The sequence below is a fragment of the Terrabacter sp. C0L_2 genome, assembly GCF_036352015.1.
Classification (GTDB): Bacteria; Actinomycetota; Actinomycetes; order Actinomycetales; family Dermatophilaceae; genus Terrabacter; species Terrabacter tumescens.
In genome coordinates, this window is sequence record NZ_CP143557.1 from 737,496 (window position 1) to 763,935 (window position 26,440).

24 protein-coding genes are annotated in these 26,440 nt (G+C 70.6%); 15 read left to right on the forward strand and 9 right to left on the reverse strand.

The features are described 5' to 3' along the window. Window positions 1-96: 96 nt before the first annotated feature. Window positions 97-744 (forward strand): Hcp family type VI secretion system effector, encoded by a 648-nt coding sequence (locus U5C87_RS03485; RefSeq protein ID WP_330475254.1) that lies wholly within the window; start codon window positions 97-99, stop codon window positions 742-744. Between the two features lie 3 nt (window positions 745-747). Here U5C87_RS03485 and U5C87_RS03490 read toward each other — a convergent pair whose 3' ends face one another. Continuing rightward, window positions 748-1,380, reverse strand: a complete 633-nt coding sequence (locus U5C87_RS03490) for an SRPBCC family protein (protein ID WP_330475255.1) — start codon at window positions 1,378-1,380, stop codon at window positions 748-750. A gap of 295 nt (window positions 1,381-1,675) precedes the next feature. Further along, window positions 1,676-2,200, reverse strand: coding sequence for a 2'-5' RNA ligase family protein (locus U5C87_RS03495; RefSeq protein WP_330475256.1), 525 nt, complete (start codon window positions 2,198-2,200; stop codon window positions 1,676-1,678). A 41-nt stretch (window positions 2,201-2,241) separates the two neighbouring features. Between U5C87_RS03495 and U5C87_RS03500 the strand changes: the two genes are divergently transcribed. Both U5C87_RS03500 and U5C87_RS03505 read left to right on the forward strand, forming a co-directional pair. Then, window positions 2,242-2,646 (forward strand): PPOX class F420-dependent oxidoreductase, encoded by a 405-nt coding sequence (locus U5C87_RS03500; protein WP_330475257.1) that lies wholly within the window; start codon window positions 2,242-2,244, stop codon window positions 2,644-2,646. Between the two features lie 140 nt (window positions 2,647-2,786). Beyond that, a complete protein-coding gene (locus tag U5C87_RS03505) occupies window positions 2,787-3,734 on the forward strand; it encodes an oxygenase MpaB family protein (RefSeq protein ID WP_330475258.1) in 948 nt (315 codons plus the stop codon). A 134-nt stretch (window positions 3,735-3,868) separates the two neighbouring features. On the opposite strand, the gene U5C87_RS03510 is transcribed toward U5C87_RS03505, so the two are convergent. Further along, a complete protein-coding gene (locus U5C87_RS03510; protein WP_330475259.1) occupies window positions 3,869-4,843 on the reverse strand; it encodes a helix-turn-helix transcriptional regulator in 975 nt (324 codons plus the stop codon). Window positions 4,844-5,020: 177 nt separating this feature from the next. Between U5C87_RS03510 and U5C87_RS03515 the strand changes: the two genes are divergently transcribed. The 4 genes from U5C87_RS03515 (at window position 5,021) to U5C87_RS03530 (ending at window position 6,613) form a co-directional block, all read left to right on the forward strand. Next, on the forward strand, window positions 5,021-5,275 hold the full coding sequence (locus U5C87_RS03515) for a hypothetical protein (protein WP_330475260.1): 255 nt from the start codon (window positions 5,021-5,023) through the stop codon (window positions 5,273-5,275). A gap of 16 nt (window positions 5,276-5,291) precedes the next feature. Then, entirely contained in the window at window positions 5,292-5,555 is a 264-nt protein-coding gene (locus U5C87_RS03520) for a hypothetical protein (RefSeq protein ID WP_330475261.1), read from the forward strand. A gap of 91 nt (window positions 5,556-5,646) precedes the next feature. Next, window positions 5,647-6,174, forward strand: coding sequence for a hypothetical protein (locus U5C87_RS03525; protein ID WP_330475262.1), 528 nt, complete (start codon window positions 5,647-5,649; stop codon window positions 6,172-6,174). Between the two features lie 10 nt (window positions 6,175-6,184). Next, on the forward strand, window positions 6,185-6,613 hold the full coding sequence (locus U5C87_RS03530; RefSeq protein WP_330475263.1) for a hypothetical protein: 429 nt from the start codon (window positions 6,185-6,187) through the stop codon (window positions 6,611-6,613). 99 nt (window positions 6,614-6,712) lie between these two features. Here U5C87_RS03530 and U5C87_RS03535 read toward each other — a convergent pair whose 3' ends face one another. Next, entirely contained in the window at window positions 6,713-9,088 is a 2,376-nt protein-coding gene (locus U5C87_RS03535) for an Ig-like domain-containing protein (protein ID WP_330475264.1), read from the reverse strand. Between the two features lie 278 nt (window positions 9,089-9,366). Here U5C87_RS03535 and U5C87_RS03540 point away from each other — a divergent pair, with 278 nt between their 5' ends. Next, entirely contained in the window at window positions 9,367-9,894 is a 528-nt protein-coding gene (locus U5C87_RS03540) for a glycine cleavage system protein R (RefSeq protein ID WP_330475265.1), read from the forward strand. Between the two features lie 585 nt (window positions 9,895-10,479). Continuing rightward, window positions 10,480-12,369: a glycoside hydrolase family 15 protein gene (locus U5C87_RS03545; RefSeq protein WP_330475266.1), complete on the forward strand. Its 1,890-nt coding sequence runs from the start codon at window positions 10,480-10,482 to the stop codon at window positions 12,367-12,369. A 21-nt stretch (window positions 12,370-12,390) separates the two neighbouring features. Here the strand turns inward: U5C87_RS03545 and U5C87_RS03550 are convergent, their stop codons facing one another. Beyond that, the gene (locus U5C87_RS03550) at window positions 12,391-12,996 is read right to left on the reverse strand and encodes a hypothetical protein (protein WP_330475267.1); all 606 of its coding nucleotides are present in this window, start codon (window positions 12,994-12,996) and stop codon (window positions 12,391-12,393) included. Between the two features lie 311 nt (window positions 12,997-13,307). Here U5C87_RS03550 and U5C87_RS03555 point away from each other — a divergent pair, with 311 nt between their 5' ends. The 3 genes from U5C87_RS03555 (at window position 13,308) to U5C87_RS03565 (ending at window position 16,633) form a co-directional block, all read left to right on the forward strand. Continuing rightward, the gene (locus U5C87_RS03555) at window positions 13,308-14,825 is read left to right on the forward strand and encodes a M28 family metallopeptidase (RefSeq protein WP_330475268.1); all 1,518 of its coding nucleotides are present in this window, start codon (window positions 13,308-13,310) and stop codon (window positions 14,823-14,825) included. Window positions 14,826-14,938: 113 nt separating this feature from the next. Then, a complete protein-coding gene (locus tag U5C87_RS03560) occupies window positions 14,939-16,006 on the forward strand; it encodes an NYN domain-containing protein (RefSeq protein ID WP_330475269.1) in 1,068 nt (355 codons plus the stop codon). Window positions 16,007-16,081: 75 nt separating this feature from the next. Continuing rightward, complete coding sequence (locus U5C87_RS03565; RefSeq protein ID WP_330475270.1) at window positions 16,082-16,633, forward strand: hypothetical protein; 552 nt, start codon at window positions 16,082-16,084, stop codon at window positions 16,631-16,633. Between the two features lie 31 nt (window positions 16,634-16,664). Here the strand turns inward: U5C87_RS03565 and U5C87_RS03570 are convergent, their stop codons facing one another. Further along, on the reverse strand, window positions 16,665-17,702 hold the full coding sequence (locus U5C87_RS03570; RefSeq protein ID WP_330475271.1) for a S1C family serine protease: 1,038 nt from the start codon (window positions 17,700-17,702) through the stop codon (window positions 16,665-16,667). Between U5C87_RS03570 and U5C87_RS03575 the strand changes: the two genes are divergently transcribed. Further along, a complete protein-coding gene (locus U5C87_RS03575; protein ID WP_330475272.1) occupies window positions 17,686-17,982 on the forward strand; it encodes a hypothetical protein in 297 nt (98 codons plus the stop codon). The two genes, U5C87_RS03570 and U5C87_RS03575, sit on opposite strands and share 17 nt — an antisense overlap. A 99-nt stretch (window positions 17,983-18,081) precedes the next feature. Here U5C87_RS03575 and U5C87_RS03580 read toward each other — a convergent pair whose 3' ends face one another. Further along, window positions 18,082-18,684, reverse strand: coding sequence for a PASTA domain-containing protein (locus U5C87_RS03580; protein WP_330475273.1), 603 nt, complete (start codon window positions 18,682-18,684; stop codon window positions 18,082-18,084). 146 nt (window positions 18,685-18,830) lie between these two features. Then, window positions 18,831-19,484, reverse strand: coding sequence for a DUF4352 domain-containing protein (locus U5C87_RS03585; RefSeq protein WP_330475274.1), 654 nt, complete (start codon window positions 19,482-19,484; stop codon window positions 18,831-18,833). A gap of 172 nt (window positions 19,485-19,656) precedes the next feature. Between U5C87_RS03585 and U5C87_RS03590 the strand changes: the two genes are divergently transcribed. Next, window positions 19,657-21,021 (forward strand): sensor histidine kinase, encoded by a 1,365-nt coding sequence (locus U5C87_RS03590; RefSeq protein ID WP_330475275.1) that lies wholly within the window; start codon window positions 19,657-19,659, stop codon window positions 21,019-21,021. After that, a complete protein-coding gene (locus U5C87_RS03595) occupies window positions 21,009-21,710 on the forward strand; it encodes a response regulator transcription factor (protein ID WP_330475276.1) in 702 nt (233 codons plus the stop codon). Before U5C87_RS03590 ends, U5C87_RS03595 begins: the two co-directional genes overlap by 13 nt. A gap of 649 nt (window positions 21,711-22,359) precedes the next feature. On the opposite strand, the gene U5C87_RS03600 is transcribed toward U5C87_RS03595, so the two are convergent. Then, on the reverse strand, window positions 22,360-25,824 hold the full coding sequence (locus tag U5C87_RS03600; RefSeq protein WP_330475277.1) for a TM0106 family RecB-like putative nuclease: 3,465 nt from the start codon (window positions 25,822-25,824) through the stop codon (window positions 22,360-22,362). Window positions 25,825-26,440: the final 616 nt, after the last annotated feature.

A 26,440-nucleotide genomic window follows, 5' to 3' on the forward strand; every position in this document is an offset into this window, starting at 1 on the left:
TGGATCTGGATTCGGATTCGCCTGCGGCCGTTGAGGTTTCGCGCCACGATCGGATCCCGTGGCCATTCCGGGCCACCTGATCAGTGCGAGGTAGTCATGGTCGACGGCAACGATGCATTCACCACCACTCGACGCGGAGCGATCAAGACCGGGGCCCTCGGTCTCGGCGGCCTGACCGGCGCCATCGCGCTGGGCAGCAGCGAGTCGGCCACCGCGGCAACCTTGCCCACGATGGACACGGTCGCCGCCCTGGCGGGCGTGACGTCGGGCGCCTTCTTCCTCCAGCTCGACGGCATCCCCGGCGACAGCGTCGATGCAGGCCACCCTGGATGGATCCCGGTGAACGACTGGTCGACGGGGGCCACCAACAGCGCAGTGCTGACCTCGTCGGGCTGGTCCTCCAGCAAGCCCAGGATCGAGACGGTGTCCCTCACCGCGCAGGGCGGGTCGCAGAGTCCGCGGCTGTTCCTGAGCACCGTGAGCGGCCGACGGAGCGCCCGCGCCCTGCTCCAGGGCGTGACGCGCGGCGACAGCCCCAGGACCTACCTCGAGGTCGAGCTCCGCGACGTGGCAGTCGCCTCCTACGACGTCAAGGCCGGCGAGGACGGCTCGATCGTCGACGACTTCGCTCTCGCCTACGGGAGCATCCGCTTCTCGATCTACCTCCAGAGCGCGACCGGCGGGGCAGGCGAGACCATCTCGGCGACGTGGAACGTGCGCACCGGCACCGGGTCGAGCACCTGAGGCCTACGACACGGTCGCGCGCTCGGCACGGTCGCGGATGCCGCGCAGCATCTTCTGGCTCATGAGCGAGCTTGCGGCAGAGACGGGTTCGACGAGCAGCGGCGACCAGCGGTGGGTGTAGGCGAAACGCTCGCGCGTGATGAGCCGCGTCGCGCGGTGCGGGTGTCGGCGCAGCACGAACGACCAGGTGAAGTCGTAGGGGGCGGCGTCCGGCACGCCGGCCACGGCTGGGGCCGCATGCAGCACGAGCGAGTGGCCGGGATCGACGGCGGCGACCGTGAGCGCGACCCTCGGGTGGAGGCGCACGAGGTCGCCGGGCTCGAGGTGCTGCCAGGCGTCCACGACGGTGTCGGCGCTGTGCAGGTGGCAGCCGGCGAGATTCTCGAGGCCGTCGTAGCTGTAGAAGCCACCGCGGTCGGACCCCATCTGCACGACCCAGCGCCAGACCTCCTCGGGCGGCGCCTCGATCGTGATGGCCCGCGTGGCGACGAGGCCGGGGTCGCGCAGGATCTCGTCACCGGGCAGGAGCTCGCGCGTCTCCTCGGTGGTGGCGCCCCAGTGCAGCGCGGACCACCGCAGCGTCACGACAGACAGCGCGGCGGCACCCACGACCAGCGGTGGGAGGACTCGCCTCATGTGCTCCACGGTAGTCCGGATCCCGTTGCCGGACGGCCTGATCCGCGACACGACGAGGTCACCGGGACCACCGCAGGACCCCGGACAGAAATGGTGCCCGGCTCGCGTGCGCAAGTCCGGGCCACCAGTGACGGTTCACGTACCACAACGGGCCAACCGCCGAAGTCTCGGTCTTCCTGGGAACGAGTGTCCCGCCCCGGGGCGACCGCGCCAGAGTGACACGCCGGTGGCGGCGCGGTTCACGGAAATGGCACGAATGGCACGAATGGACTATCCGGTGACCATCCCGACCTGGTCATGGCACGCCCGGAAGCTCCCACGTCGTCCCGTCGGTCGTGTCGATGAGGGCAGCGCGGTCGCACCGGAGGATGAGCGGCAGCCGGTCCGAGACGGCCTCGACGACATCCGGCAGCCGGACCCCGGCCACACCGGTCGTCGCCGACACGTGCGGCAGCCAGTGACCGGGCTCGTAGTGGCGGTGGATCGTGGCACCGGTCGCGTGCAGCGCCTCGACCGCCGCGGCCTGGCGGACGGCGAGCCCGGCCGACGTCGAGCCGGCGAGCGCCGCCCGGCCGCGCGGGAAGACGACGGTCCCCTGCACGGCGACCTCGACGGGACCGGCGTCGCGCAACCCGTCCACGGCGGAGCGCACCGCGCCGGGGTCGCAGGCCAGCAGGACGGCATACGACAGGTGGGGCACGTGGCGGCCGTGGGTGTGCGTGAGCAGCGTCGGGACGCCCTCGTCCTCGAGCGCCCGCCACAGCGTGCGGACGAGCCGGTCGGACCGGGGGTCGAGCAGCAGACACAGCGCGAGCGCCATGGCCCATTGTGCTCACGCGGGCGACGCCTACGCTTGGCCCGGTGAGCCCCCTGCCGAGCGACCTCGACGTCGTCAACGCCAACCGCTACGTGTCGCTGACGACCTTCCGCCGGTCAGGCGAGCCGGTGTCGACGCCGGTGTGGGTCGCGCTCGACGGCGCCGAGCTCGTCGTCGTCACCGTCGACCCGAGCGGCAAGCTCAAGCGGCTCGCGCACACCGCGCGGGTCGAGCTGCGCCCGTGCGACCTGCGTGGTCGGGTGCCCGAGGGCGCACCGACGTATGCCGGCACGGCCGTCGTCGACCGCACTCCCGAGGGCGTCGCCGCCGTCAAGCGCGCCTTGGGCCGCAAGTACGTCATGGCGCGGCTCGGTGACGCGCTCGCCGTCGTCACCGACCGCATCCGTCCCCGGACGCCGCGGGCGGGCATCCGGATCACCCTCGCCTGAGGGTCACCTCACCCTCGACCGACCTTCGACAGTGGCGGGCTTGGAGCTCTGAGCCACGCTCGGACACGTGTTCGAAAGTTCTGACAAAGGTTGGACAGATCGTTTCCCCGGTCGGAAGTCCCGCGGTTATGTTGGCAGCCATGAGTCCCACCGCAGGCACCCGGCTGGTCCAGCGCCAGCTCGGCAGGATGCTGCGCAGCAAGGTCGCCGGCGACGACGCGCCGGCCCGTGCGCAGCGGATCTGGGGTGCCCAGGGAGAGCGGTGGTTCACCCCTGACGACCCGGTGTGGCGGGTCCACGCGGACGCCTCGATGTTCCCCGCCGGCGTCACCTCGCTGCTGCTCCAGATGCTCCACCCGATGGCCATGGCCGGGGTCGCAGGCCACAGCGGCTACAAGAGCGACCCGTGGGGCCGACTCCAGCGCACGAGCCACTACCTCGCCACGACGACCTTCGGCACGATCGAGCACGCCGAGGAGGCCATCGCCATGGTCCGCTCGATCCACGAGCGCGTGCGCGGCAAGGACCACCTCGGCCGGCCCTACCGCGCCGGTGACCCGCACCTGCTCATGTGGGTGCACGTCGCCGAGATCGACTCGTTCCTGCGCGGCTACCAGACCTTCGGCGACACGCCCCTGACCGACGACGAGGCCGACGTCTACGTCGCGCAGGCCGGCATCCCCGCCGCCCGGCTCGGGGTCATCGACCCGCCGACGTCGGTGGCCGAGCTGCGCGCGGTGCTGCAGTCCTACCGGCCCGAGCTCGAGACCAGCCCGGCTGCCCGCGAGGCCGCGCGCTTCCTCCTGCTCGACCCGCCGCTGCCCTACTACGCCCGCCCCGGCTACGGCACCCTCGCCTCCGGCGGGGTCTCGCTCCTGCCCGGATGGGCGCGCGAGATGCTCGGCATCCCGCTGCCCGGGGTCGTCTCGAGCCTCGTGGCGCGTCCGCTCGGCCACCTCGGCACGGCCGCGGTGCGCTGGGGCATGGCCGGCCTCGCCGAGCGCCGCCCGTCCGACGTCCCTCCGGACGACACCCACAGACCCCCCGACGAGCCGGATGAACTCGTCGGGGTCCAGGCCGCCAGCTGAGCGGCCACCTTTGACCGGGCCGGGAGGCGTTCAAGAAGCGGGTGCCCCCGGCCCGGTGCCTACCCTCTCCGTCACACGCCGTGATCACGTATGCCGTGTGGTCGCCTCCCGCGGGCGCGCGGAGTCGTCGCTCGTCAGTCCCGAGCGTCGAGCAGGCCCCGCCGTGCCGCCTCGACGCCGGCCTGGAACCGGCTCGTCGCCCCCGTCTGGGTCATGAAGTCGCTCATCAGCCGTCGGACCGTCCGCGTGGACAGGCCGAGGCGCCGGGCCGCGGACTCGTCGGTCGCCCCGGAGGCGAGCATCTGGAGCAGCTGCCGGCTCGTGGCGCTCGTCAGCGGCGCCTCGCGCCGGCGTGCCTCGCCGAAGGGCTCGGCGAGCAGCCACACCATCTCTACGTGGTCCACGAGGGCGGCGACAAGCGCCGGTGACCGCACCTCGATCGCGCCCTGCGACGGGTCGCCCACGACGCGCGGCAGCAGGGCGACCTCACGGTCCACGACGACGAGGAGCATCGGCACCTCGGGCATCGTCCGAGCCTGGCCGCCGATCTCGGTGAGCCACCGGGCGTAGTCGAGTGTGGCCGCGTCGTGCCGGAAGCTGTCCTGGTAGACGGCGCGGATGGCGACGCCCCGCTCGAGGGCGAGCTGGTTGAGCGGCTTGCTGGCGGCCATCGCATCGGGCTTGTGCGCGCGCCCCGGGTTCAGCGAGACGCACTCGGTGCGCGCCGCGAGCGCCAGCTCCTGGAGCCGGTCCCGCACGGCCTCGACGGTGCGGTGGTGCACGAGCGCCTCGCGGTGCAGGTGGGCGTCGTGCTCGGCGGCCATCGTCTCCATGAGCGAGCGCACGGCCGCGACGCGTCGGGCCTGCGCAGCCAGCGCCACCTCGGCCTCCGCGACAAGCCTCGCCATGCCGACCCGCGGCGGCGTGGGGACGAGGACCATCGGGTCGGCGCCGGCCGGCTGGAGCAGGGCCGTGTCGGCGAGCGTGTCGAGCGCCTTGCGCACCCGAGGACGACTGAGCGACAAGGCGATTGCCAGATCCGCGACCGTCTGCGTGTGGTCGTCGAGCATCGCGCGGTAGACCGCGGCCGCGTCGTCGTCGAGGTCCATGCCCCACCCCTGTCTGGGCCGTGACCGCGGACGTTGCGGACCCCCGTTCGGCCGCCCCACCCGGTCGTGTCCGCAAGCGGACAGGCCCGTTGCGGCCAGAGCATATCCCTTCCCGCCGGCCTCGCTCAGGAGCAACGTTCACCTCAGCAGAAGACCCCGAGGAAGGGAACGCAGACCATGAAGCAGTCGCCCGCTCCGACCACCAGCACCTCCCTCTCCGCCGCTCTCTCCACCACGCTCTCGGCCATGGCCGCGGCCGCCGCCCTGTGCCTCGCCGCGGCCTTCGGGGCCGGCGCAGCCGCCACCGTCGGCACCGCCCACGGTGGGTCGGCCCAGACGTCGTCCAGCCACTCCGCCACCCACTCCGCCGGCCAGGGCTCGGGGGTCGTCGTCGCCGGCGGCTTCGAGTGGGGCTCGAACCGGAGTCGATGAGATGTACCTCCTGTCCGTGACGCTCCGACCGGGGCCACTCGCCTCACCGGAGACGTCCGCGGCGGAGGCCGGCGAGCTGCTGACCGCAGCCATCACCCGCATGCCGTTCGTCGAGCATGCGCGGGCCCAGGCCCGCGCCGACCGCATCGACATCGGCGTCTTCGTCACCGCCCGCAGCAAAGCCCACGCCCTCGCCCGGCAGGAGGAGCTGTGCGCCGCGGTGGACGCCCTGGGCGGCGACCCGCCCTGGTGGGTCCCCGACCCCACCGGCCGCCCCTGAAGCGGCCCCGGCCCACAGGATCCACACCCGAGTTTCCCGCACCACCCAACTCGGCCATCTCGGCCACCCCTCACACAGAAGGAGATCCGCCATGTCGTTCTCGAAGCTGCTCACCAAGGGCGCCGCCGTCGCCGTCACCGTCGCGGCCATCGGCGCCGGAGCCGCGGCACCTGCGAGCGCCGCCACCGCCAAGTGCGAGTCCAGCGGCACGACGACCTACTGCTACCAGGTCACGAGCACCGCAGGCTCCGGCTTCAAGGCGCTCTACACCGATGCTGTCATCAACACGACGAGCAGCACCGCGAGCCTGACCTGCAAGGTCGAGACGTCGAGCACCTACTCGGCGAGCACCACCGCCTCGGTCAGCGCCTCGGTGAAGACCTTCCTCGTCGCCTCGGTCGACGCGTCCGTGTCGGCCACGGTGACGGGCTCAGTGACCACGGTGATCGGCTCGTCCACGACGGTCTCGGTCCCGGCCTACACGACCCGCTACTGCGACCGTGGCAGCTACCTCTACAAGGGCACCGTGCTGCGGACCGGCGCGAGCGGCATGAACCAGCTGCCCAACTACACCTTCTACGTCACCGCCCCGGCGATCCTCGCCTGGCGCCTTCGCTGAGGAGGGCTCGATGCGCTCCGTGAGCTCCTTCATCGTCGTGGCCGCGTGCGCCGCACTCCTGACCGGCTGCGCCGGGGCCTCGTCACCGACCTCGGCGACCGCACCCTCCGCCCCCGCCGAGCAGGTGGACTCCTCGGTCACGCCACCCGCGGCAGCGGCCGGTGAGGCGGTCCTCGCCAGCCTGACCGGACAGGGGAGCTCACGGGGCGCCCGCGCCCTCACCACGGACGGCAGCTACACCGCCTACCTCGTGTGCCGCGGGGGTGAGGAGGTGGTCGTGGCCTCGACCGCCTCGAAGTCCGACACGCCGGTGCCGTGCACGGGCCAGGTCTCCCGGCTGCGCTACCTCACCGACGGACACACCGAGACCCTCACCGTCCGCGCCGGCTCGGGCCAGGAGTGGGCCATCACGGTCGCCGACGCCACCCTGGACAGCTAGGGGCTCCGCCACGGGGCGGCACACGGACCTCCCTCCGTGTGCCGCCTCGTGGTCGGTCCTTGATGCGCCGCCGGCGTCCTGTCGGCGGCACGCCTGCGGTCACCTCACGGGCGAGCGTGTCGCCGGTGGCGTCGGGCTGACGCCGCCCGGGGCACCCTCCTTGACGTCGCCCACCGTGACGGTGAGGAGCGCGTCGAACGACTGGGCCGGCGTGCCGCTGTCGGTGACGCGGACGCACACGCTGTAGGACGACCTCGTCTCGAAGTCGAGCGGCGCCCTCGTGACGAGCGCACTGCCGCTGACCGTGAAGCCGGCGGAGCCGTCGGCGTAGGTGCCGCCGCAGCCGTCGGACACCACCGCGAAGGTATGCGTCTGGCCGGCGTCCGGGTCGAGCGCGCCGAGCGTGCCGACGGTCGTCCCGGGCGGCTGGTTCTCGGGGACCGACGAGGCGGAGAGGGTGACGGCGGTAGGGGGCTCGTTGACGTCGAGCACCGTGACCGTGAGGGCCTTGTCGAGGACGTTGCCCGCCGCGTCGGTCGAGCGGACACGGATCGCGTAGGACGACTTCGCCTCGTGGTCGAGGACGGCGGCGGTGCGCAGCTCGTCGCCGCCGACGGTGAACGACCCGTTGTCGGTGTCGCCGGCGCCGGTCACCAGGGCGTAGGTGAAGGTGTCGCCCGGGTCGGGGTCGGTGCTCGAGAAGGTGCCGACGAGGGAGCCGACAGGCAGGTTCTCGGCGACGCTCGCGGTGCGGAGCGCGAGGTCGGTGGGAGCGCCGTGGGCGGCGTCCGCCGTGGTGAAGCCGACGTTGACGTCGGCCGTCATCGCGTCAGGCGGGTCGCCGAGGTCCTTGTCGTGCACCGTGCTCGCGACGACACGGAGGCGGCAGGTGGCCGTCCCCGGCACGTCACCCGTCGGTGTCACGGTCACGACCGTGTCGCCGCCACCCAGCCTGACGGGGACCGCGGCGCCGTCGCAGGTGAGCGCGAACGAGTCGGGGGTGACGCTGACGGGCTCGGAGAACGTGACGGTGAGCGGCCGTCCCGGCAGCACACCGGTCGCCTGGTCGCTGGGATCGGTGGAGAGGACAGCCGGCGGACCGTCGACGGTGAAGGAGAACGTGTGGTCGAGGTAGGGGTGGTCGGGCGGGTCGACGGCGTCGCCGTCGTCGACCTTCGTCCGGTCGATCGTGCCCGTGCAGGCGTCACCGGCGACCAGGGCGCCGGTCGGAGAGAAGGTGAAGGTGGTGTCGTCGGTCGTCCGTGGCGGCGCCATCGCCACCGGGACCCCCGCGCACGCGAGGGTGAGGGCACCCGGGTCGAGGGTGACGGGCTCGGAGAAGGTCACGGTGACGTCGGCGGCCGTCGCGACGTCGGTCGCACCCTCGCTCGGCGTCGTCGCGGTGACGGAGGGGGCGGCGTCGAAGGTCGTGAAGGTGATGCTGACCGGGGCGGTGATCGCGGCGCGCGTGTCGACGTCGGTGATCGCGCTGGCGGGCGCCGACAGGGTGCACGTCGCGGTCTGCGGGAGGTCGACATCCGGGTCGATCTGGACCACGGCACTGCGTGAGCCCGTGACGGCATACGGCACCTTCGTGCCACCACAGCTCAGCGTGAAGGCGCCAGGGGCCACGTCGACGGGCTCGCTGAAGGCGAGCACGAGGTCGCTTCCCGTGACGAAGCCGGCGCTGTCGGCGTCCGGCATCGAGGAGACGAGGGAGGGGGCCGCATCGGTCCTGAAGGTGAACGTGCGGTCCGCGACGGGGTTGTCCGGCGGGTCGAGGGTGTCGACGTCGCTGATGCCTGCGGCGAAGACGGTCACCGTGCAAGCGGCCCCGGCGGGCAGCAGGCCGGTGGGGTCGAGCGTCACGGTGGTCCCGCCACGTCCTCTGGGCGTGAAGGGGATCGGCGTGTTGTCGCAGGTGAGGTCGAAGGCGGAGCTCGCAGCGGTCACGGGCTCGCTGAAGGTGACGGTGGGACTCACGTCCGTCGCGACCCTGGTGGCGCCGTTGGTCGGTGAGGTCGTGGCGACGGCCGGCGCAGCGTCGTCGGGGGTCACCTCGAGCTGCACCTCGTCATCGAGGCAGCTGCCGGGGATCGTGGTGTTGCGCAGCGTGCCGGCCGGGAGCGTGGCACAGAAGTAGGCGGTGCCGGACCGCGGCGGCAGAGCCAGCGTGACTGCGGGCGCCGCGCAGTCGGCGGGCCGCGCGGCCAGCCGCATCCACCCGGACGGCTGGACGCAGACGGTTACCCGCGCCGGCTTGACCGTCACCCTGGTCTCGTCACTCCGGCACTCGCTCGGGGAGGTGACAGCACGCAGCAGGCCACTGCTCTTGGCGGCGCACGCCGAGGTCAGCTCGCCGCTCGTCGGGACGGAGGACGCGGCAGCGGCCGAGCCGGCCGGCCCGAGGACCGCGGCGACGAGGAGCAGCGCGCACGCCGCGGCGACACGGTGGAGCGGGCGCCCGAGGTTCATCGGGCGAACGGGGTGCAGGGTGCGGAGGCAGGCGGCAGGACTCGACCTGGCGCTGGCGCGCGACATCGCGACCTCCGATCAGAGCGCGCCCCCACGGCAGTCGACCGTGCGGGCGTGGTCCCGATTGCCACCTTACTTCGACTGGGGCGAGATCCGGCGGGTCAGGAAGAACGACAGGAAGCCGGGAGCCGCTCGTCTCGCCCGTCTCGCTCGCACGTCCCGTCGTCCCGTCGTCCCGCTCTCGACCCCGGGCAGCGTCGGGTCAGTAGGCTGACCACGTGCCCAGACTCGTGCTCACCGTCATCGGCGACGACCGCGCCGGCCTCGTCAGTGCCCTCGCGGACGTCGTCACCGCGCACGACGGCAACTGGGAGGACAGCCAGCTCGCCGAGCTGGCCGGCAAGTTCGCGGGAATCGTCGTCGTCGGCGTGCCGGCCGAGCGCGTCGAGGAGCTGACGGACGCGCTGCACGCGCTCGACGGGCTGCTCGAGGTGACCTCGCACCCCGGCGTGGAGGGCGCCGCTGCCGGTGGCGTGGCGGACGATGCCGACGCCCAGCGGCTGAAGGTCGACCTGCTCGGCAACGACTCCCCCGGCATCGTGCGCGAGGTGTCGTCGGTGCTGAGTCGGCACGAGCTGTCGATCGAGACGATGACCACGGAGACGCGCGAGGCCCCGATGGCCGGCGGCCTGCTCTTCGAGGCGCACGTCGTCGTGCGGGTGCCGGGAGGGTCCGACACGGCTGCGCTGCGCGCCGACCTCGAGCGCCTCGCGACCGAGCTGCTCGTCGACATCGCCGTCGCCTGACGGCGGGGTCGCGCCTGCACGGCGCCGACCCCGGGACGGCACCCCGGGGCCACTCCGGGACGTCACCGCGGGAATGACAATGGGGCCCGCCTCGCGATGCGAGCTCGGGCCCCCAGACGGTTCACGTACCACAACGGGCCAACCGCCAAAGTCTCTGTCGTCGGTGACGACTCCCATCAGTGGAGCCCACGCGAGGAGGTGATACGTCCCGATTCGGGATTGCTTGCGCAAAACTTGCAGACTCCTTGCGGGCCGTCTTCCTGGCCGCCGTGACGGACTGGGCCCGGCGGGAAACGCCAAACCGCGGCGGCACCCGGTCGCCCGGGGGAGACTGGAGGCACAGGGGCGTCCACGAGCCCGCCGGCGTCGTGAGCCCAGAACCGCCCTGAACCGGGCACGCATCGTCGCCGCGGCACCGGTCGCACCCTCCCTGGCTGGACGCAGCCGTGCGCCGGGGCCGCGGCGGCCCCGTGTCGGGCTCCGTGTCGAGGCTCCGTGTCGGGGCTCGTTGTCGAGGCTCCGTGTCGGCGCTCCGTGCCGACGCTCGCCCTTGCGGGGGCCGCGGGCCACGCGCACGCTGAGGTCATGCAGGCAACCAGCGACCTCGCGACCCCGATGACCCACACCAAGGCGGTCCCGATCGCCGACTACGGCTTCCTCTCCGACGGGGAGGTGACGGCGCTCGTCGCGCCGGGCGGCGACGTCGACTGGATGTGCCTGCCGCGGATGGACTCCCCCAGCGTCTTCGGCGCGCTGCTCGGGCGGCACGCGGGCCGCTTCCGGCTGGGCCCGTCGGACGTCAGCGTGCCGACGGCGCGGCGCTACCTACCGGGCACGATGGTGCTGGAGACGAGCTGGGGCACGCCGACGGGCTGGATCATCGTGCGCGACGTGCTGCTCATCGGTCCGTGGCACCACGACGACGGGGTGTCGCACAAGCACCGGCGGACGCCGGCCGACTACGACGCGGAGCACACGCTGCTGCGCACGATCCGGTGCGTGTCGGGCGAGGTGCAGACGGTCATGGAGTGCGAGCCGGTGCTCGACTACGGTCGCCGGCCGGTGCGCTGGACGTACTCCGAGGACGACTACCACCAGGGCCGGGCGGAGGCCGACGGGTCCGACGTGTCGCTGACGCTCACGACCGACCTGCGGCTGGGCTTCGAGGGCGGGCAGGCTTCTGCGCGAACGCTGCTCAAGGAGGGCGACGAGCGCTTCATCGCCCTGTCGTGGGCCGCGGTGCCGCCGCCGACGACGAGCGCCGAGGCGCACGACCGGCTCGAGTGGACGGCCCACCACTGGCAGCACTGGCTCGCGCGCGGGCGTTTCCCCGACCACCCGTGGCGCAGCTATCTGCAGCGAAGTGCCTTGACCCTCAAGGGTCTGACGTATGCGCCAACCGGGGCGATCGCGGCCGCGGCGACGACGTCACTGCCGGAGAGCATCGGCGGCGAGCGCAACTACGACTACCGCTACACGTGGATCCGTGACGCCACCTTCGCGCTGTGGGGCATGTACTCGCTCGGGTTCGACTGGGAGGCCGTGGACTTCTTCTCGTTCATCGCCGACGTGGCCGAGCGGGACGACGACCTGCAGATCATGTACGGGATCGGTGGGGAGCGTGACCTCCCGGAGTCGACGCTCGACCACCTGCAGGGGTATGCCGCGTCGCGGCCCGTGCGCATCGGCAACGCCGCGCACAGCCAGGTCCAGCACGACGTGTGGGGCGCGCTGCTGGACTCCGTCTACCTCCACTCGAAGGTGGCCGACCACGTCGACGGGCGCATCTGGCCGCTTCTCGGCAAGCAGGTCGAGGCGGCGCTCAAGCACTGGAGGTCCCCGGACGCCGGCATCTGGGAGGTGCGGGGCGAGCTGCAGCACTTCACGTCGTCGAAGATCATGTGCTGGGTCGCCGTCGACCGCGGCGCACGGCTGGCGTCGGAGATCGGCCAGGACTCGCAGGCCGCCGAGTGGCAGATGGCCGCCGACGAGATCAAGGCCGACATCCTCGAGCACGGCGTCGACGAGCGGGGCGTGTTGACGCAGTACTACGGCACGGACGCCCTGGACGCATCGCTGCTGCTGGCGCCGCTCGTGCGGTTCCTTCCGCCGGACCACCCGGTCATCCGGGCGACGGTGCTGGCGATCGCCGACGAGCTGACCGTGGACGGGCTGGTGCTGCGCTACCGCGTCGAGGAGACCGATGACGGCTTCGCCGGCGAGGAGGGCACCTTCACGATCTGCTCGTTCTGGCTCGTGTCCGCACTGTCGGAGATCGGCGAGACGAAGCGGGCGCACGAGCTGTGCGCCAAGCTGCTCAGCTTCGCCGGCCCGCTCGAGCTCTATGCCGAGGAGATCGACACCCACACCGGACGCCACCTCGGCAACTTCCCGCAGGCCTTCACCCACCTGGCCCTCATCAACGCCGTCATGCACGTCATCGCGACCGAGGAGTCCCCCGACAAGGACATGTGAGCCGCGGGCCGAGGCAGACGATCACCGGCTCTGGTCGCCGACGAGATCGCTGATCCCGCCCGGCACGGCCAGGGGCGTGGGGGCGGGGCGCTTGGGGCGGTCACGCGTGCCGTGCGTCGAGGCGGGGACGAAGGGCTGGCGCGCGGAACGGTCCGCGACCACCTCGTCGCCGCGGCGCACCAGCCGGGCGAGCGGCATCGCGTGCTCCGGCACCACGGTTGTCGGATCGCACGCGACCGCCACGACCGGACGCTCGACGAACCGGGCGGGCACCGGCCCGTCCGGCCCCGGCACCTCGCCGTCGGGCTCCTCGGCCCACGCCACGACCACGTCGACCGACGCCCCGTTGTCCGCCCCGAGGAGGTCGGGGTCGAGGCGTAGGCAGCGAGGCTCGACGAGGATGACCTCACGACCCAGGGCGTCGATGGCGACACCCGCCGACACCTCGATGCTCTCGGCGTCGACGGTGACGTCGAAGCCGGTGACGATGCCGAAGCCGTGCAGCAGCCGGTTGTGGAGCCAGTGCCGCGCGCGGATGGCCTGCTGCTCCTGCTGGAAGTCCTCCGGCGTGAGCAGACGGCCGAAGAAGTAGTTGATCCTGCTGGGCTCTGTGATCGGCTCCACCATGGCTCCTCGACCGTCGACGTCCCGAGGCTCCATCGTGACGCCTCGGCCGGGTGCCGTCGAGGTGGTGACGTGCGGCGCGCTGACCGCTACCGTCAGCAGATCGGGGTCTTCATCCGCTCGGATGTGAGGTCAGTTGATGCGCACCGATCGCCGCGGCGCCGTCACGGTCCCCCTCGCCATGGGGTCGACCGAGGGTGGAGGGCGCCCCTGACCCTCGAGCTGTCCTGCGCAGCAATGCATTCCGCGTGCACCGGCGGACCGCCGTGGGCCACGCGACCCCTCGCAGTCATCCCACGAAGGAGCACCTCACCATGCGACTGCGCACCACCCGTGTCGCGGCTGTCATCGCCTCAGCCGCCCTCGTCGCCGCCGCCGGTGCGTCGACGACCACCGCCACGGCGGCCTCGCCCGCCTGCGCCACGAGAGTCAACAACAACATCCCGCTGCTGCTCGAGTGCATGGACCTCGCCGGGGTCCGGGAGCACCAGGCGGCCCTGCAGGCAATCGCCGACGCGAACGGCTCGACGCGCGTGTCCGGCTCGCCCGGCTACAACGCCTCCGTCGACTACGTCGAGGCGCGCGTCAAGGCCGCCGGCTGGAAGGTGACGCGGCAGGCGTTCGACTTCCAGACCTTCATCTCGTTGTCGCCGTCGGTCCTCGAGCGGGTCGCCCCGCCGCCGGCCGGCCCGCTGGAGCACGTGATCATGTCCTACTCGGGCAGCGGTGACGTGACCGCAGCCATCAGCACACCGTCCGGCGCGGTCACCGGCTGCGACGCGTCGGACTGGGCCGGCTTCTCCGCCGGCACCATCGCTCTCGTCCAACGCGGCGGCTCGACCGCGACCCTGACCTGCACCTTCGCCCTCAAGGCGGAGAACGCGCGAGCCGCGGGAGCCGTCGGCATCGTCATCTACAACAACGCCGCCGGTCCGCTCAACGGCACGCTCGGCGCGACCTACACGGCGGACTTCCCGGCGGTGGGCATCACGCAGGCGCTGGGGCTCGAGCTGGCCGCCACGCCGGGCCTGCTCCTGCACCTCAAGACCGACACGTTGCGCGGCATCGCCACGACCTACAACGTGCTGGCCGAGCTGCCGGGCAAGAACACCAAGAACGTCGTCATGACCGGAGCCCACCTCGACTCCGTCAACGCCGGTCCGGGCATCAACGACAACGGCAGCGGGTCGGCGGCGCTCGTCGAGCTCGCCGAGAACCTGTCGAAGGTCAAGCCGCAGAACACGATTCGCCTCGCCTGGTGGGGCGCCGAGGAGTCGAACCTCGTCGGCTCGACCTACTACGTCAACACCCTGCCGCAGGCCGAGCTCGACCGGATCGCGCTCTACCTGAACTTCGACATGATCGGCTCGCCGAACCACGTCTTCTTCATCTACGACGGTGACGACTCCGACGGTGTCGGCGCCGGTCCCGGACCTGCCGGGTCGGCGCAGATCGAGAAGACGTTCGAGGCCTACTTCACCTCGCGCGGCCTGTCGTTCAAGGGCACCGACTTCAGCGGCCGCTCGGACTACGGCGCGTTCATCGCGAACGGCGTCCCGTCGGGAGGCCTCTTCACCGGCGCCGAGGGCATCAAGACGCCCGAGGAGGCAGCGATCTGGGGTGGCACGGCCGGGCAGGCCTACGACCCCTGCTACCACCAGGCGTGCGACACCTACGCCAACAACAACGACACCGCCCTCGCCGAGAACAGCGACGCCGTCGCCTACGCCACGCTGAGCTACGGGATGAGCACCAACCTCATCAACGGCACGAAGTCCAAGGGCAACTTCCGCCCGCCCGTGGACAAGGACCACGTGCTCGCCACCTCCTGACCTCTCGGTCGGGAAGCGCAAGGGAGCGTATGCCGTCAGCCCGCCTGACGGCATACGCTCGCTTGTCGGTCGGGCGCCGTGAGAAGCGGCGCGTCTCGTGAGAACGTGACCCCATGCGGTCCTACTGCGCGCTCTACGTCGACGTCGGCTACCTGCTCGCGGCCGCTGCGACGCGGGTGACGGGGACGTCGCTGCGCAAGGGGATCGTCGTCAGCTATCCCGACCTCGTCGCGCGTCTCATCAAGGACGCCGAGGTCGCGAGCGGGCTGCCGCTGCTGCGGCTGCACTGGTACGACTCGGGCAACCGCCCCGGCGGCAACCCCGACTCGACGCAGGAGGCCATCGGCATGCTGCCGCGGGTCAAGCTGCGGCTCGGACGCACGTCGCCGCAGGGTGAGCAGAAGGGCGTCGACCTGCGCATCGGTCTCGACCTCGCGGCGCACGGGCGCAACCGCTCCGTCGATGTCATCTACCTCCTGTCCGGCGACGACGACCTGAGCGAGGCCGTCGAGGAGGCGCAGAGCCACGGCATGCAGGTGGTGCTCATGGCCGTCCCGGACCGCTCGGGCAAGCCGCACGCCGTCTCACGGCACCTCATCCGCGAGGCCGACGACCTCATCGTGCTCGACGGCGCGGTCGTCGACGACACGGTGCACGTGCGCCAGCTCCAGCCCGAGACCGAGGTGCCGCTGCCGGCGGTTGCTGCTGGGGTGGCTGCTGCGGTGGAGGTGCCGCTGCCCGGTCCTCGGGTGCCGGCGAGCCCAGTGCCCGAGGAGCCGAAGCCGGCGGCTGCCGCGCCCCGCCCCACGCCGGCAGTGCTGGCGGGCAAGGTGCCGCACTCGCCTGCCCCGGCAGCCGCGGCGCCCGGCCGGCTCGTCTGGTCGAGCGCGAGCGACGGGATCGCCACGGGCGAGCGTCCCGCGGTCGCGCCCGTCGTCGGGCAGCGCGAGCTCGACCTCATCGATGAGGTGTGCCGTGGGGTGATCGCCACGTGGTCGATCACCGCGAGCGCCACCGACCGCACCCGCCTGATGAGCCAGAAGCCGTTCATCCCGGGTGACCTCGACCGGGCCCTGCTGCTCGACCTGTCGGCGCGGCTGGACCGCTACGACGTGGAGGACCACCTGCGCTTCCTGCTGCGCGACCACTTCTGGGAGCAGGTCAGGCAGCTCGACCGCTGACCGGCTGGGAGCCGCGGCACGGGCGGGTGGAGACTGGTGGGTGTCCGCGTGAACCCGAGGAATGGATTGCCTGCCGTGTCTGAGCACGAGACCTACGTGACGCCGAAGGTGGCGCAGCCCTACTGGGCCAAGCACGCCTACGAGGTGCTGGTCGAGACGGCGGGTCGCTACAACGCGGTCATCACCTACTCCGAGCTGGCGGAGGAGGTGCAGCGCCGCTCGTCGCTCCACACGAAGTCGGCGATGCGCAACTGGATCGGCGGGCTGGTCTCCGACATCGTCAAGGTCAACCACGTGCGCAGCGAGCCGCCGCTCACCTCGCTCGTCGTGCACAAGGACGACGGACAGGTCGGCGCCGGCTACGACGAGGTGCTGCGCGTCTACGGCGAGTCACCCATCCAGGACCCGCTCGAGCGGGAGACGCACGCGGCGGCCGCACGTCTCGAGTGCTACCGGCACTGGGGCGCCGACGTGCCCGCCGACGCGAAGCCGACCCTGAGCACGCGGGCACGCGAGGTTCGCGAACGCCGCCCCCGCGTCGCCGCCGTCGAGCCACGGCGAGGCGCCGTCTGCCCGACCTGCTTCATGGAGATGCCGGTCTCAGGCGTCTGCGCCAACTGCGAGTGACGTGAGGCTGCCTCGCCCTTTCGCGGGCGAGTCAGCAAGCGGTCGGTGGGCCGCTCGGGCTCTTGGCACTGTTGATGAGCCATGCCCCTGCCACGCGGACCATGCCGTAGTCGATGACCCAGACGCTGCAGGTCTGGCCGTCGTGCCCGTTCTCTGCGGACTGCTCGGTCCGGAGGATCGTGCGGACGACCTTGGCGTCGTCGGCAGCGCCCGTCACCTTCTGGATCGAGATGCCCTTCCAGTAGGACGTGCCCAGACCCGCGGACCACGACCCGACACTCTGGAGCCTGCGCTGCATGCGGGGTGTGAAGACCTGCCACGCGGCGTCGTAGTTGCCGGTGTTGATCGCCTCGCCGTGAACGAGGAGGGACCGGGCGATGTCCGGCGCCACACGGTCGTCGGAGGCGACGTTGACATCGATGGTGCGCTCCGCCCCGGCCGCGTCGTACGGGTCGCCGCAGTCCGCCAACGGCTGGTCGGGCTGCGAGCGCCAGCGGTCGAGGTTGGTGGCCAGATCGGGGCCGGGGATGAGATACCCCTGCCCCTGGGCGGGCTCGGGCGAGCGGTCCCCTGTCACCCACAGCCGGTGACCCGAGACGAGACCGATCACCTCTCCCTTCGAGTCCAGCACGGGCCCGCCGGAGTTGCCGCCGTTGATGGCCGAGTCGGTGACCATGGCGTCGATCTCCGGGCCGCCGTCGTAGCTGACGGGTTCGTGCAGGCCGCTGACCGAGCCTTCGGTGAAGCGGAGTTCGTAGGTCTGCAGCGGGAATCCCAGCACCCCGACCGACTCGCCCAGGTCCGGGAGGGCACGAGCGAGCGGCAGCGCCTTGTCCGTGATCGGGTCATCGGTGCGGAGCAGGGCGGAGTCGGTCTTCGGATCCAACCCCACGACGCGTGCGCGAGTCACCCCTTCGGCGTACTGCAGGGTGATGGCGGACGCGCCCGCCGCGACGTGGTTGGCCGTCATGACGAGGTGGTCCCCCACGACGAAGCCGGAGCCCATCCACCTGGCGTCACACGTGACGACGTCGATCCGCACGACGGCGGGCTTGGCCAGCTTCGCCACCTCGGCCCATCCGGCGGGGCTCGCGGTCGTCGTCGGCGTCGAGCCGGGCGGCTCGGCTGTCGAGGTGGGCGGGCTGCTCGCCGTCACCGTGACCGTCGCCGGTTGCGGCTGGCTCGTGGCGCCGTTCGTGACCGTGGCCGACGACGTCGCTGGCACCTTCGTCGAGCAGGCAGCCACCGGCCCGCAAAGCGCGACGACTCCGGCCGCCACCACCAGATGGAGCGCTCGCATGGTGCCTCCCGTCGCACGACCCCTGCTTGGTCATGATGCCGGGAGCTGAGGGTCCGGGATGCCGGTGTTGCGCACGTGGATGCCGCATGCAACACCGCACCTCGGTCGCGCGGGTCGCGGTCTCAGGCGAAAGACCCTGGGACCGATGTCAGCCGTCGGTGTACTTCTTGACGGTGGCGGTGATCATGGAATCGGCCGGGACCTTGCTTCCGGCCTTCAGGTCCTGAGCCAGCACGACCCAGTTGGAGTCGAGAACCGGGAGTCGGTTGGCGCCGGTCGCATCCTCGGCGGGGGCCACGAGCAGACCCGCTGCTCGCCACAGGTCCTGAGCGTCCTGGTAGTTCATGCCCACCCCATCGGGCACCGTGATCTTGCTGGCCGGCTTCGCCGCCTGGTTGGCAGACGAGTCCGCGGCAGGAGCCGGCTTCTTCTCGGGAGCGGCCACGGTCACGGTTGCCTGCACGGTCTGCGTGACGGTCTCGGGCGCCGGCGCGGGGGCGGTCTGGGTGACCACCACGGTCGGCGAGGCCGTCGCCGGCGCGGACGCGTCAGCGTTTCCCCCTCCTGCGGCACCGATGCCCAGCGCCAGGAGTGCCGTCACGGGGTAGCCGATCAGGTGCTTCCTGCTGCGCTTCTGCGGCTGGGGCTGCGGTGCCGGGGCGGCCCAGGCGTGAGGCTGGCCGAGTGCCGGCGGCGGCAGCTGGATGGTCGGCTCGGTCGGGGCGGGGGTGGGCTGGCCCTGGTCGGTCACGTGGCGTCGTCGCTTTCTCATCGGTGCAAAAGGCTCATCTTGGACGTCGAGCGGGACCGCTGGACCCGTTTTGGCGAAACTGCTCGTGCCATGGCGGGCGCCACGCCCCCTCACCACGCGGCGCCCACCACACGGCATACGACCGCTCAGCGCAGCTGGACGGTGACGCCGTCGGAGAAGGGCGAGTCGTGCAGCTCGATGCTGACCGGCTCGGTGCCCTTGGGCATGTCGAAGACGAGGGTGGCCTTGACCGTGTTGCCGGGGTTGATCTCCTCGAGGAAGACCTTGTTGTCCTTGACGTAGATCGCGGCCGCCGTGTCGCTGGAGAACTCGCGCCCCTTGGCGTCGCGCACCTTCTGCGAGGAGTCCGAGAGCGTCTGCGCGGCGTCGCCGATGTTGCTCACCGTGACGTTGACGAGGACGAACTGGCCCTGTGCCTTCTCGTTGAGGTACTGGTCGCCGACGGACTTCACGCCCTTCTGCACCTTGGTGACGGTGAACTCGAACTGGCCGTCGCGGACCTTCTGGCCGACCTTCGCGGCGGCCGGGGTGTCCGCGGCGGGCGCGTCGCCACCCTGTCCACCGGCGGCTGAGGGCGAGGTAGTCGTGGGCGAGCCCGAGCCTCCCCCGTTGACGGCGCTGGCGACGACGCCGATGAGGACGAGGGCGAGCAGCCCCGTGATGATCTTGTGCCGGGCGAACCAGCTCTTGCGCGGCGCCGCCGGGACGGGCGGCGCGGGCACCATCGGCGGCTGCCAGTTGGGCTGCTGGGTCGGGTCGTTCGGCTGGTTGGTGCTCATGGCGTGTCTCCCTGGGATCGGTCTGCTGTATGCGGGGAGACCGTCTCGCGTGGACGCCGGCGGCCGCCTCGGCCGAGTGGACCGAGCGGGCTGACCGAAAGGATGAGATCGGGACGGGCGATCTGCCCGGTCGGTGGAGGCCGTGGTCGGCACCGTGCCCTACCTTTCGGGTATGCCGTCCAGCCTGCCCCCGTGGGTGCGTGACCTCTCGCGCCGCGACCTCTGGCTGCGCCGGCTGCGCACAGTGGGGCTTGGCTTCCTTCTGCTCGTGGACGCGGTGTATGCGTCGGGCGGCTTCGACGGTCGTCGCCGGGCTGCCGAGGGACTGCCGGTCTCGATGTCCGACACCGCGAGCGGTGTCGGCATGTTCATCGCGCTGCTGGGGATGGCGCTCATGGTCGCCGTGGCCTGGCGGCAGCGGTGGCCGGTCGTGCTGACGCTCGTCGGGTGCGCCGCCACGGTCGTCCAGCTCGGCCCGACGGCTGCCCTCATCGGCCTGATGTCGGTCGTGATCTGCCGGCCACTTGCCGACGCCTACAAGCTGGCCGCGCTCGTGGTAGCGGCGACCTTCCTGGCCGTGTCGCGCGACCTGCGATGGACGCCGCAGCCGGTCTCGTTCTGGGGCACTCTCTTTGCGGCCGACGGTGAGCCCGTCGGGTGGTTCGTCGTGGTGGTCCTCACCGTGGTGCTCGTGGCGCTCTTCGTCGGCATCGGTGCCTGGCTGCGGACGAGGGCGCAGCTGCGGACGGCAGCTGTCGTCGTGGCCGAGGAGCGTGAGGTGGTCTCGTCGCTGGCGGACCAGGTCTCCCGTCAGGTCGAGCGCGAGCGGCTGGCGCGCGAGATCCACGACGGCCTCGGCCACAACCTGTCGATCCTCTCCGTGCACGCCGGTGCTTTGCAGGCGATGGCCGACGCCTCGGCGGCGGAGGCGCAAACCGCTGCAGCGGAGCCGCGCGCTGCCACGGCGCAGATGAAGGAGTCGGCGCAGGTGGTGCGCGAGACGGCGGCACGTTCGGTGGCGGAGCTACACAGCCTCCTCGACCTGCTCCGCGGCTCCGACGACCCCGACGTCGCAGCGCCGACCAAGACGCTGCGCGACGTCCGAGCCCTCATCGACGACTCGGTGACAGCCGGCATGCCGCTGGTCGCGACCGTCTACGTCGAGGACGGCGAGGCACTCGACCCGCACATCGCCCAGGCCGCCTACCGGATCGTCCAGGAGCTGCTGACGAACGCGCGCAAGCACGCCTCGACGGTCAGCGTGCGACTGTCCGTGACCGGCAGCCCGGCCGAGGGCCACCTCGTCATCGCGACGGCCAACCACCTGCCACCGCCCGTGGGACCACACGGTGCAGCGGTTGCCGACGGCGGTGCGCGTGCCGGGATGGGCTTGACGGGCATCCGCGAGCGGGTGGAGCACTACAGCGGCGACATGCAGGCCGGCGTCGACCCCGACGCGGCCTTCCGGGTGTCGATCCGCCTGCCGTGGCGCGCTCCCGAAGCCGACACGACGAAGGGGATCCGATGGACGACGTGAACGCCGGCGGCTCGGAGCGCGCGATCCGCGTGATGCTCGTGGACGATGACCCGATGGTGCGGATGGGCCTGCGGCACATGCTCGGCGCGGCGTCGGACCTCGAGGTCGTGGCTGAGGTGAGCGACGGCGACGAGGTCGTCGCCGCGGTGCAAGCGCACCGCCCCGACGTGATCGTGCTCGACGTCCGCATGGCCCGGATGGGCGGCATCGAGACGATCGCAGCGGTCAAGGCAAGGCCTCAGGCGCCGAAGGTGCTGATGTTCACCGTCTTCGACCACGACGACGTGGCTCAACGGGCCATTCGCGCCGGTGCTGACGGCTTTCTGCTCAAGACGGCATCGCCGGAGGAGATCTGCGGCGGCATCCGCAACGTGGCAGGCGGGCTCGGGGCCGTGTCACCGAAGACGGCCGCTCAGCTCTTCACCCAGGTGCGTGAGGACCCGGCTGCGGCTCAACGCACGGAAGCGGTTCGACTGATGGCGACACTGACGGCGCGAGAGCGCGACGTCGTCTCGGGGCTGGCGCGGGGACTCTCGAACGGCGACCTAGCCCGGGAGCTCTACGTCAGCGAGACGACGGTCAAGACACACGTGCAGAGCGCCTTCACCAAGCTCGGCGTCGACAACCGCGTCCAAGCCGGAGTCATCGCCGATCGTGCTTATAGCGGCCGTCCTCAGTCGTTGTCGTAAGGGCGGCTATCCGCCGGTCAGGTGTGGGCGCGCTGCTCGACTCGGCCTGCCTGCCTGCCTGCCTGCACCCCAGGGTGGCGGACCCCTGAAGGCGGTCTGGCCGATGCTTGGCAAACTGGTCGAGGCGGCGCTGAAGCGCTGAAGCGTCGCTGCGCGCCTACGGGAACACCCCGATCCACGACTGGCTATAGGGGGAGATGCACGCGGCGCCGTCACGCCTGGAGTGGTACCGGCACTAGGACGCCGACGCCCCGGCGGACGCGACACCGACGCTCGTGACCCGGGCGCTCGAGGTGCAGGATCGTCCCCGCGCCGCCCCTCCGCTCGAGCGGCGGGGGGCGATCTGCCTGAGGTGCTTCATGGAGAAGCCCGCTTCCCGGGCCTGCACATATACCCCGCGGAGACGAGGACAACCTCCTCATGCACCGCCGCTGTAGCTGCTGGCCGGGCGGGTTTAGTTGCACCGACTAATCGCAAGTTACTCCGAGAATGCTCTGACTCTTCGCGACAACACGATTGCCAGCACGACGGGCAACCGTTGCGCGGGAGTGGTTCATCGCACCCATTTTTGGGTGGGATGACGCCGACTGCTTGACTGCCGATTGGCATCTCCCTGGCCGACCTCCCATAGGGGTTCCGGGTTCGTCGCTCATTCCTCGCACAGCCCGACGAATGCCCCTAACTGGAGCAGTCCGGTTGCGGACGTCGGCAGGAACTGGGTCAAGCGATCGCTGCGAATGAGAACGGCCAGCCACTGCGCCCGCGAGATCGCGACGTTGACGCGGTTGCGATCGAGCAGGAAGTCAATGCCACGCGGTACGTCGGCAATCGACGATGCAGTCATCGAGACGATAACAACGGCGGCTTCTCGGCCCTGGAACTTGTCGACCGTGCCGACCAGTACCTCAGCGAAACCACGCTCGTCCAGCGCCCGGCGAATCGCGTGCACTTGTGCGTTGTAGGGCGCGACGACGAGGAAATCCTCGGCAATGAGCGGTCGCGTGCCCTCGAAAGAGTCGGGCGCAGTCCAGGGTGTACCGATCAGCTTCTCGACTTGGCGGACCACCTCTTCGGCTTCCGCGATGGACTCGACGGAGCAGTCTTGGTGGTCCAGACGTACGACGCGCAGGCCGGGCTCCACGCCTACTAGATCGCGTGCGGCCGTGCGAGGGTGCGCTCGGAGCCGGCCCTCGTACGAGAGCTTCGAGTCCTTCTCAGCTAGGTCAGGGTGCATGCGCCAAGTGAGGTCGAGGAAATAGCCGAAGTTCTCAGGTAGCGTTGCGTGCCCACCGATGAGCCATCCCAACGCTGAGTCGTTAACGGGCTCGGGGTGGACGCCTTGAATGACCTGCGGCAATTGCTGAGGGTCACCAAGCAGAAGCAGCCTCTTCGCGGCCACCGAGACGGCCAGTGTGTGCGCGAGCGAGAACTGACCGGCCTCGTCGATGACCAAGAGATCCAGCGAGCCCCGGTCTATCCGCTTAGTGTTGACGAAGTCCCACGTGGTGCCACCGACCACGCAGCCGGCCGCGTTCTCCTCTAGGAACTTCGCGTAGCCGCTGTCCTTGATCCCGGTCCAGGCGCGGGACCCAGCGACGTCGCCAACCTTTTTGGCGACCACTGAGCCAGGCAGCCCGGCCTGCACGATCGCGTCGAGCATGTGCTCCACAACCGCGTGGCCCTGCGCGACGACCCCGACCTTCCATCCATGGTCGCGCACCAACCGAGCCACGACGTGGGATCCGACGTACGTCTTGCCGGCGCCCGGCGGCCCCTGGATCGCAACGTACGAGCGATCCACTTCCCGCACAGCGTCGAAGATGTCGTCCACCGAACCCGCACCGCGCGGTAGGGATCCGCTACCGAGGCGGGGTGGCATGCGGCGCAGGACGTCGAGCCCGGGCTGTGGGTGCAGTCCGCGCGTGAGCACTTCCTTGGCCAGTTCCTGGACAGCCGCGTCGATCCCACCAGTGCCTGGCGGCGGTCCGGGAACGACGGCATCGGGAAGCTGGTCGTAGGGCCCGCAATCCTTCGTCAACGTCTCATCGACCACCAGAACATCGCGGCCGTCGACGTCATGCCCAGAGGAAACGACCCTGACTCCGCTACGCGAGCAGCCCAGTGATGCGTTGGCGGGTACGTCGTGTGCTTCATCTACGGGGTTCGCGTAGACGGCGCTGACCTGGTCGCCGTCTCGCACCACGCTGCCCGCGCCCCAGTGGCCGACAAGGCGCACGTGGCGATGTGGATTCGACCGCGGGGTCGGCTTCGCCCAATTTGTGATTACGTGGGCAGACTCCACAACGAATACGTCGCGCTCATCGCGCCAGTCGGTCAGCGCCGAGGAGAGGCGCTGGAAGTGGGCCCACCAGAAAGGCTTGTGTTCGCGCCGGTTATAGCCGATCGCTGCGGCAAGCATCGCCCGCGCCTGCTCGTCCGGGGTCCGAGCCGTCTCGGACAATCCTTCACGCAGCTGGACCTCGAGCTGCGTCAACTCAAGCTCGGAAGGCTTCGTCTCCGCGACCTCTGCGACGCGCGGCGTCACCCCATGCTCGGCGGCCCGCCCGAGCAGCCAGTCACGCAGCTGGCGGGTGCTCTCGCAGTCGTAGCGGTTGTAGTCGCAAATTGCGGCCAGCAGCTTCGCGGCTCCCTCATCGTCGCCGCTGTCCCGGGACTGGCAGTAGGCGTGGTACTCAACGATCGATGCCGCCGCGTCGGTCACATCGCCCTGTCGCAGATCGTCGCCCATGTAGAGGGGCTCGAGTTTCTTGATGCTGTAGGACGGGGCGGAGACCCGAATCGCGCCACGCACGACGGAGTACAGGTCAACCAGCACGCCTGCGGAGAGCAGCTCGTCGACGGCGGCCTCGCAGGTGGCGTGCTTGGCCGCGAGCCGGAGGAGTGCGGACTTCTCGTACGCCGCGTAGTGGTAGATGTGCAGGTCGGGATGCTTCTCGCGGCGGACGCGGACGAACTCGATGAAGTCCTCGAGTGCGCGTTTCTCCTGCGCTCGGTCGTGGGCCCAGAACGGCGTGAACGGAGAATCCGCGCCGGGCTCGGGCACCTCGGTGACACCGAAGAGATACTCCAGGCCCCACCAGTCGGGGTTCCCGTCGTTCCACATCGGGTCACCCTCGAAATCGAAGAATAGGTCGCCAGGAGACGAAGCAGGGATGACGGCGAGGTGGTCGGGGCAGAAGACGTCGGCGGTGACGGGCGCTCCCTCAGTGCCACCGGCGACCTGGAGAGCAGCCTGCGCCTGGAGTGTGCTGAACGTCGAGGCGGAGATGCCGTCGACGCCCGGGCTAGCAGCCACCAATTGGTCGATGGTCGTAATGCCGGCATCCATCAACCTGCGCCGTTGGGTCATCCGCATCCCGGCGACCCGCAGCAGGTCGTTGGCCGCTGCGACCTCCTCGCTGCAGACCTCGCAGCGGCCGCACGCAAGAACACCCGGGTCACCCCACTTGGCCGGCGACTCCGCTGCCTGGTGCCCGTGAAGAAGGTCCAGCAGACGCCGCCGGCGCTCCCGGAACACCGGCGCCAGATCGCGCAATGGGAACCTGACTTGACGGCCGTTGCCGAGCAGCAGCTCGACGTCGTCAGTCAGCGGGATGCCGGCCGCGGTGAGCTGTTCGGCGTATGCCGCGAGCTGGAGGAGGGCCTTGGGCCGCTCGTGGCGAGAGAGCTTGGCGTCACACACGCGGTAGGCGTTGTCGTCGCGCACGAGGAAGTCAGCGAACCCGTGGAAGCTGCCGTCGAAGAACGCCGCTTGGCAGACCAGGTCGGCTCCAGCCTCGAGTGCGGCGAGGGTCTCGTCGCGACGCTCGGCAAGCAGCGCAGGCGTATAAGGCTTTGGATAGTCGATGAGGCAGACGCCACCGCCCGTGGCCACGTCATAGGGCGTCAGACCCTTGCTGAGGCGGGCCAGCTCGCGAGCTTCGTGCTCAAGGCCGATCTCGGCGATCCGGTCCATGAGGGGGTCACCGACAGCCTCGGGCACGGGCATTCGTCCCAGCTTCACGTCGAGCTGACGGAGCAGGGAGAACTCACACTCCGCTGCCTTAGTGAGGTCGCTGGCCGACCACAGGATGTCGCTGTTCGAGAGGAACACAGGCACTCCCTTCGCTGGACTCCAGACTGTAGTTCCGCCGACTGACATCCACAGAGGTTCGCCCCCACAAGAGCCCAATTCGTGCGTGCTTACCTCCTCGGCCGGACGGTTTGAGCCTTCGAGTCGGTCGAGGTGCCACGATTCACTCGTGGCGATCTTCAAATGCAGCGATGCGGCCAAGGCGACCTAGACCCGGGGTCAACGCCAGATATAGCGCTAGCTATATCGACGGGACGTCCAAGGCACCGACCTCAAGGTCAGGAGCTGCGAGACGGCGACCATCAACTTCAGCCTCGACCTGACCCGCCAGCTGGTCATCAAGCTGACCGACGCCCACGGCGCCTGTCAGCTCACACTGCTGGACCAGAAGCAGGTCCACCGGAGCGCATCGTTCTCAGGGTGCACTGATGAGCCGCTATGAATACGAGGAGGGGGAAGGGCACATTGGTGTGCCCTCGGGCCTCCGGCTTCACACCAGCGGCCGCCGACCGTGACGAGCACGCTTGGAAGCACCTTTCCTATTTTGGACCACGAACTGGCTTGGGCGACCCGCGAGCCCGCTAATCAAGGGGCGCCCTCGATAGGCTGGTGCGGCCGACTGTCCGATGCCGTCAGC

Bases quoted from the DNA above. Each gene is read 5' to 3' on its own strand.
- U5C87_RS03485 (WP_330475254.1), top strand. From the start codon at position 97: ATGGTCGACGGCAACGATGCATTCACCACCACTCGACGCGGAGCGATC.
- U5C87_RS03490 (WP_330475255.1), bottom strand. From the start codon at position 1,380: ATGAGGCGAGTCCTCCCACCGCTGGTCGTGGGTGCCGCCGCGCTGTCT.
- U5C87_RS03495 (WP_330475256.1), bottom strand. From the start codon at position 2,200: ATGGCGCTCGCGCTGTGTCTGCTGCTCGACCCCCGGTCCGACCGGCTC.
- U5C87_RS03505 (WP_330475258.1), top strand. From the start codon at position 2,787: ATGAGTCCCACCGCAGGCACCCGGCTGGTCCAGCGCCAGCTCGGCAGG.
- U5C87_RS03510 (WP_330475259.1), bottom strand. From the start codon at position 4,843: ATGGACCTCGACGACGACGCGGCCGCGGTCTACCGCGCGATGCTCGAC.
- U5C87_RS03515 (WP_330475260.1), top strand. From the start codon at position 5,021: ATGAAGCAGTCGCCCGCTCCGACCACCAGCACCTCCCTCTCCGCCGCT.
- U5C87_RS03525 (WP_330475262.1), top strand. From the start codon at position 5,647: ATGTCGTTCTCGAAGCTGCTCACCAAGGGCGCCGCCGTCGCCGTCACC.
- U5C87_RS03530 (WP_330475263.1), top strand. From the start codon at position 6,185: ATGCGCTCCGTGAGCTCCTTCATCGTCGTGGCCGCGTGCGCCGCACTC.
- U5C87_RS03535 (WP_330475264.1), bottom strand. From the start codon at position 9,088: ATGAACCTCGGGCGCCCGCTCCACCGTGTCGCCGCGGCGTGCGCGCTG.
- U5C87_RS03545 (WP_330475266.1), top strand. From the start codon at position 10,480: ATGCAGGCAACCAGCGACCTCGCGACCCCGATGACCCACACCAAGGCG.
- U5C87_RS03550 (WP_330475267.1), bottom strand. From the start codon at position 12,996: ATGGTGGAGCCGATCACAGAGCCCAGCAGGATCAACTACTTCTTCGGC.
- U5C87_RS03555 (WP_330475268.1), top strand. From the start codon at position 13,308: ATGCGACTGCGCACCACCCGTGTCGCGGCTGTCATCGCCTCAGCCGCC.
- U5C87_RS03560 (WP_330475269.1), top strand. From the start codon at position 14,939: ATGCGGTCCTACTGCGCGCTCTACGTCGACGTCGGCTACCTGCTCGCG.
- U5C87_RS03585 (WP_330475274.1), bottom strand. From the start codon at position 19,484: ATGAGCACCAACCAGCCGAACGACCCGACCCAGCAGCCCAACTGGCAG.
- U5C87_RS03590 (WP_330475275.1), top strand. From the start codon at position 19,657: ATGCCGTCCAGCCTGCCCCCGTGGGTGCGTGACCTCTCGCGCCGCGAC.
- U5C87_RS03595 (WP_330475276.1), top strand. From the start codon at position 21,009: ATGGACGACGTGAACGCCGGCGGCTCGGAGCGCGCGATCCGCGTGATG.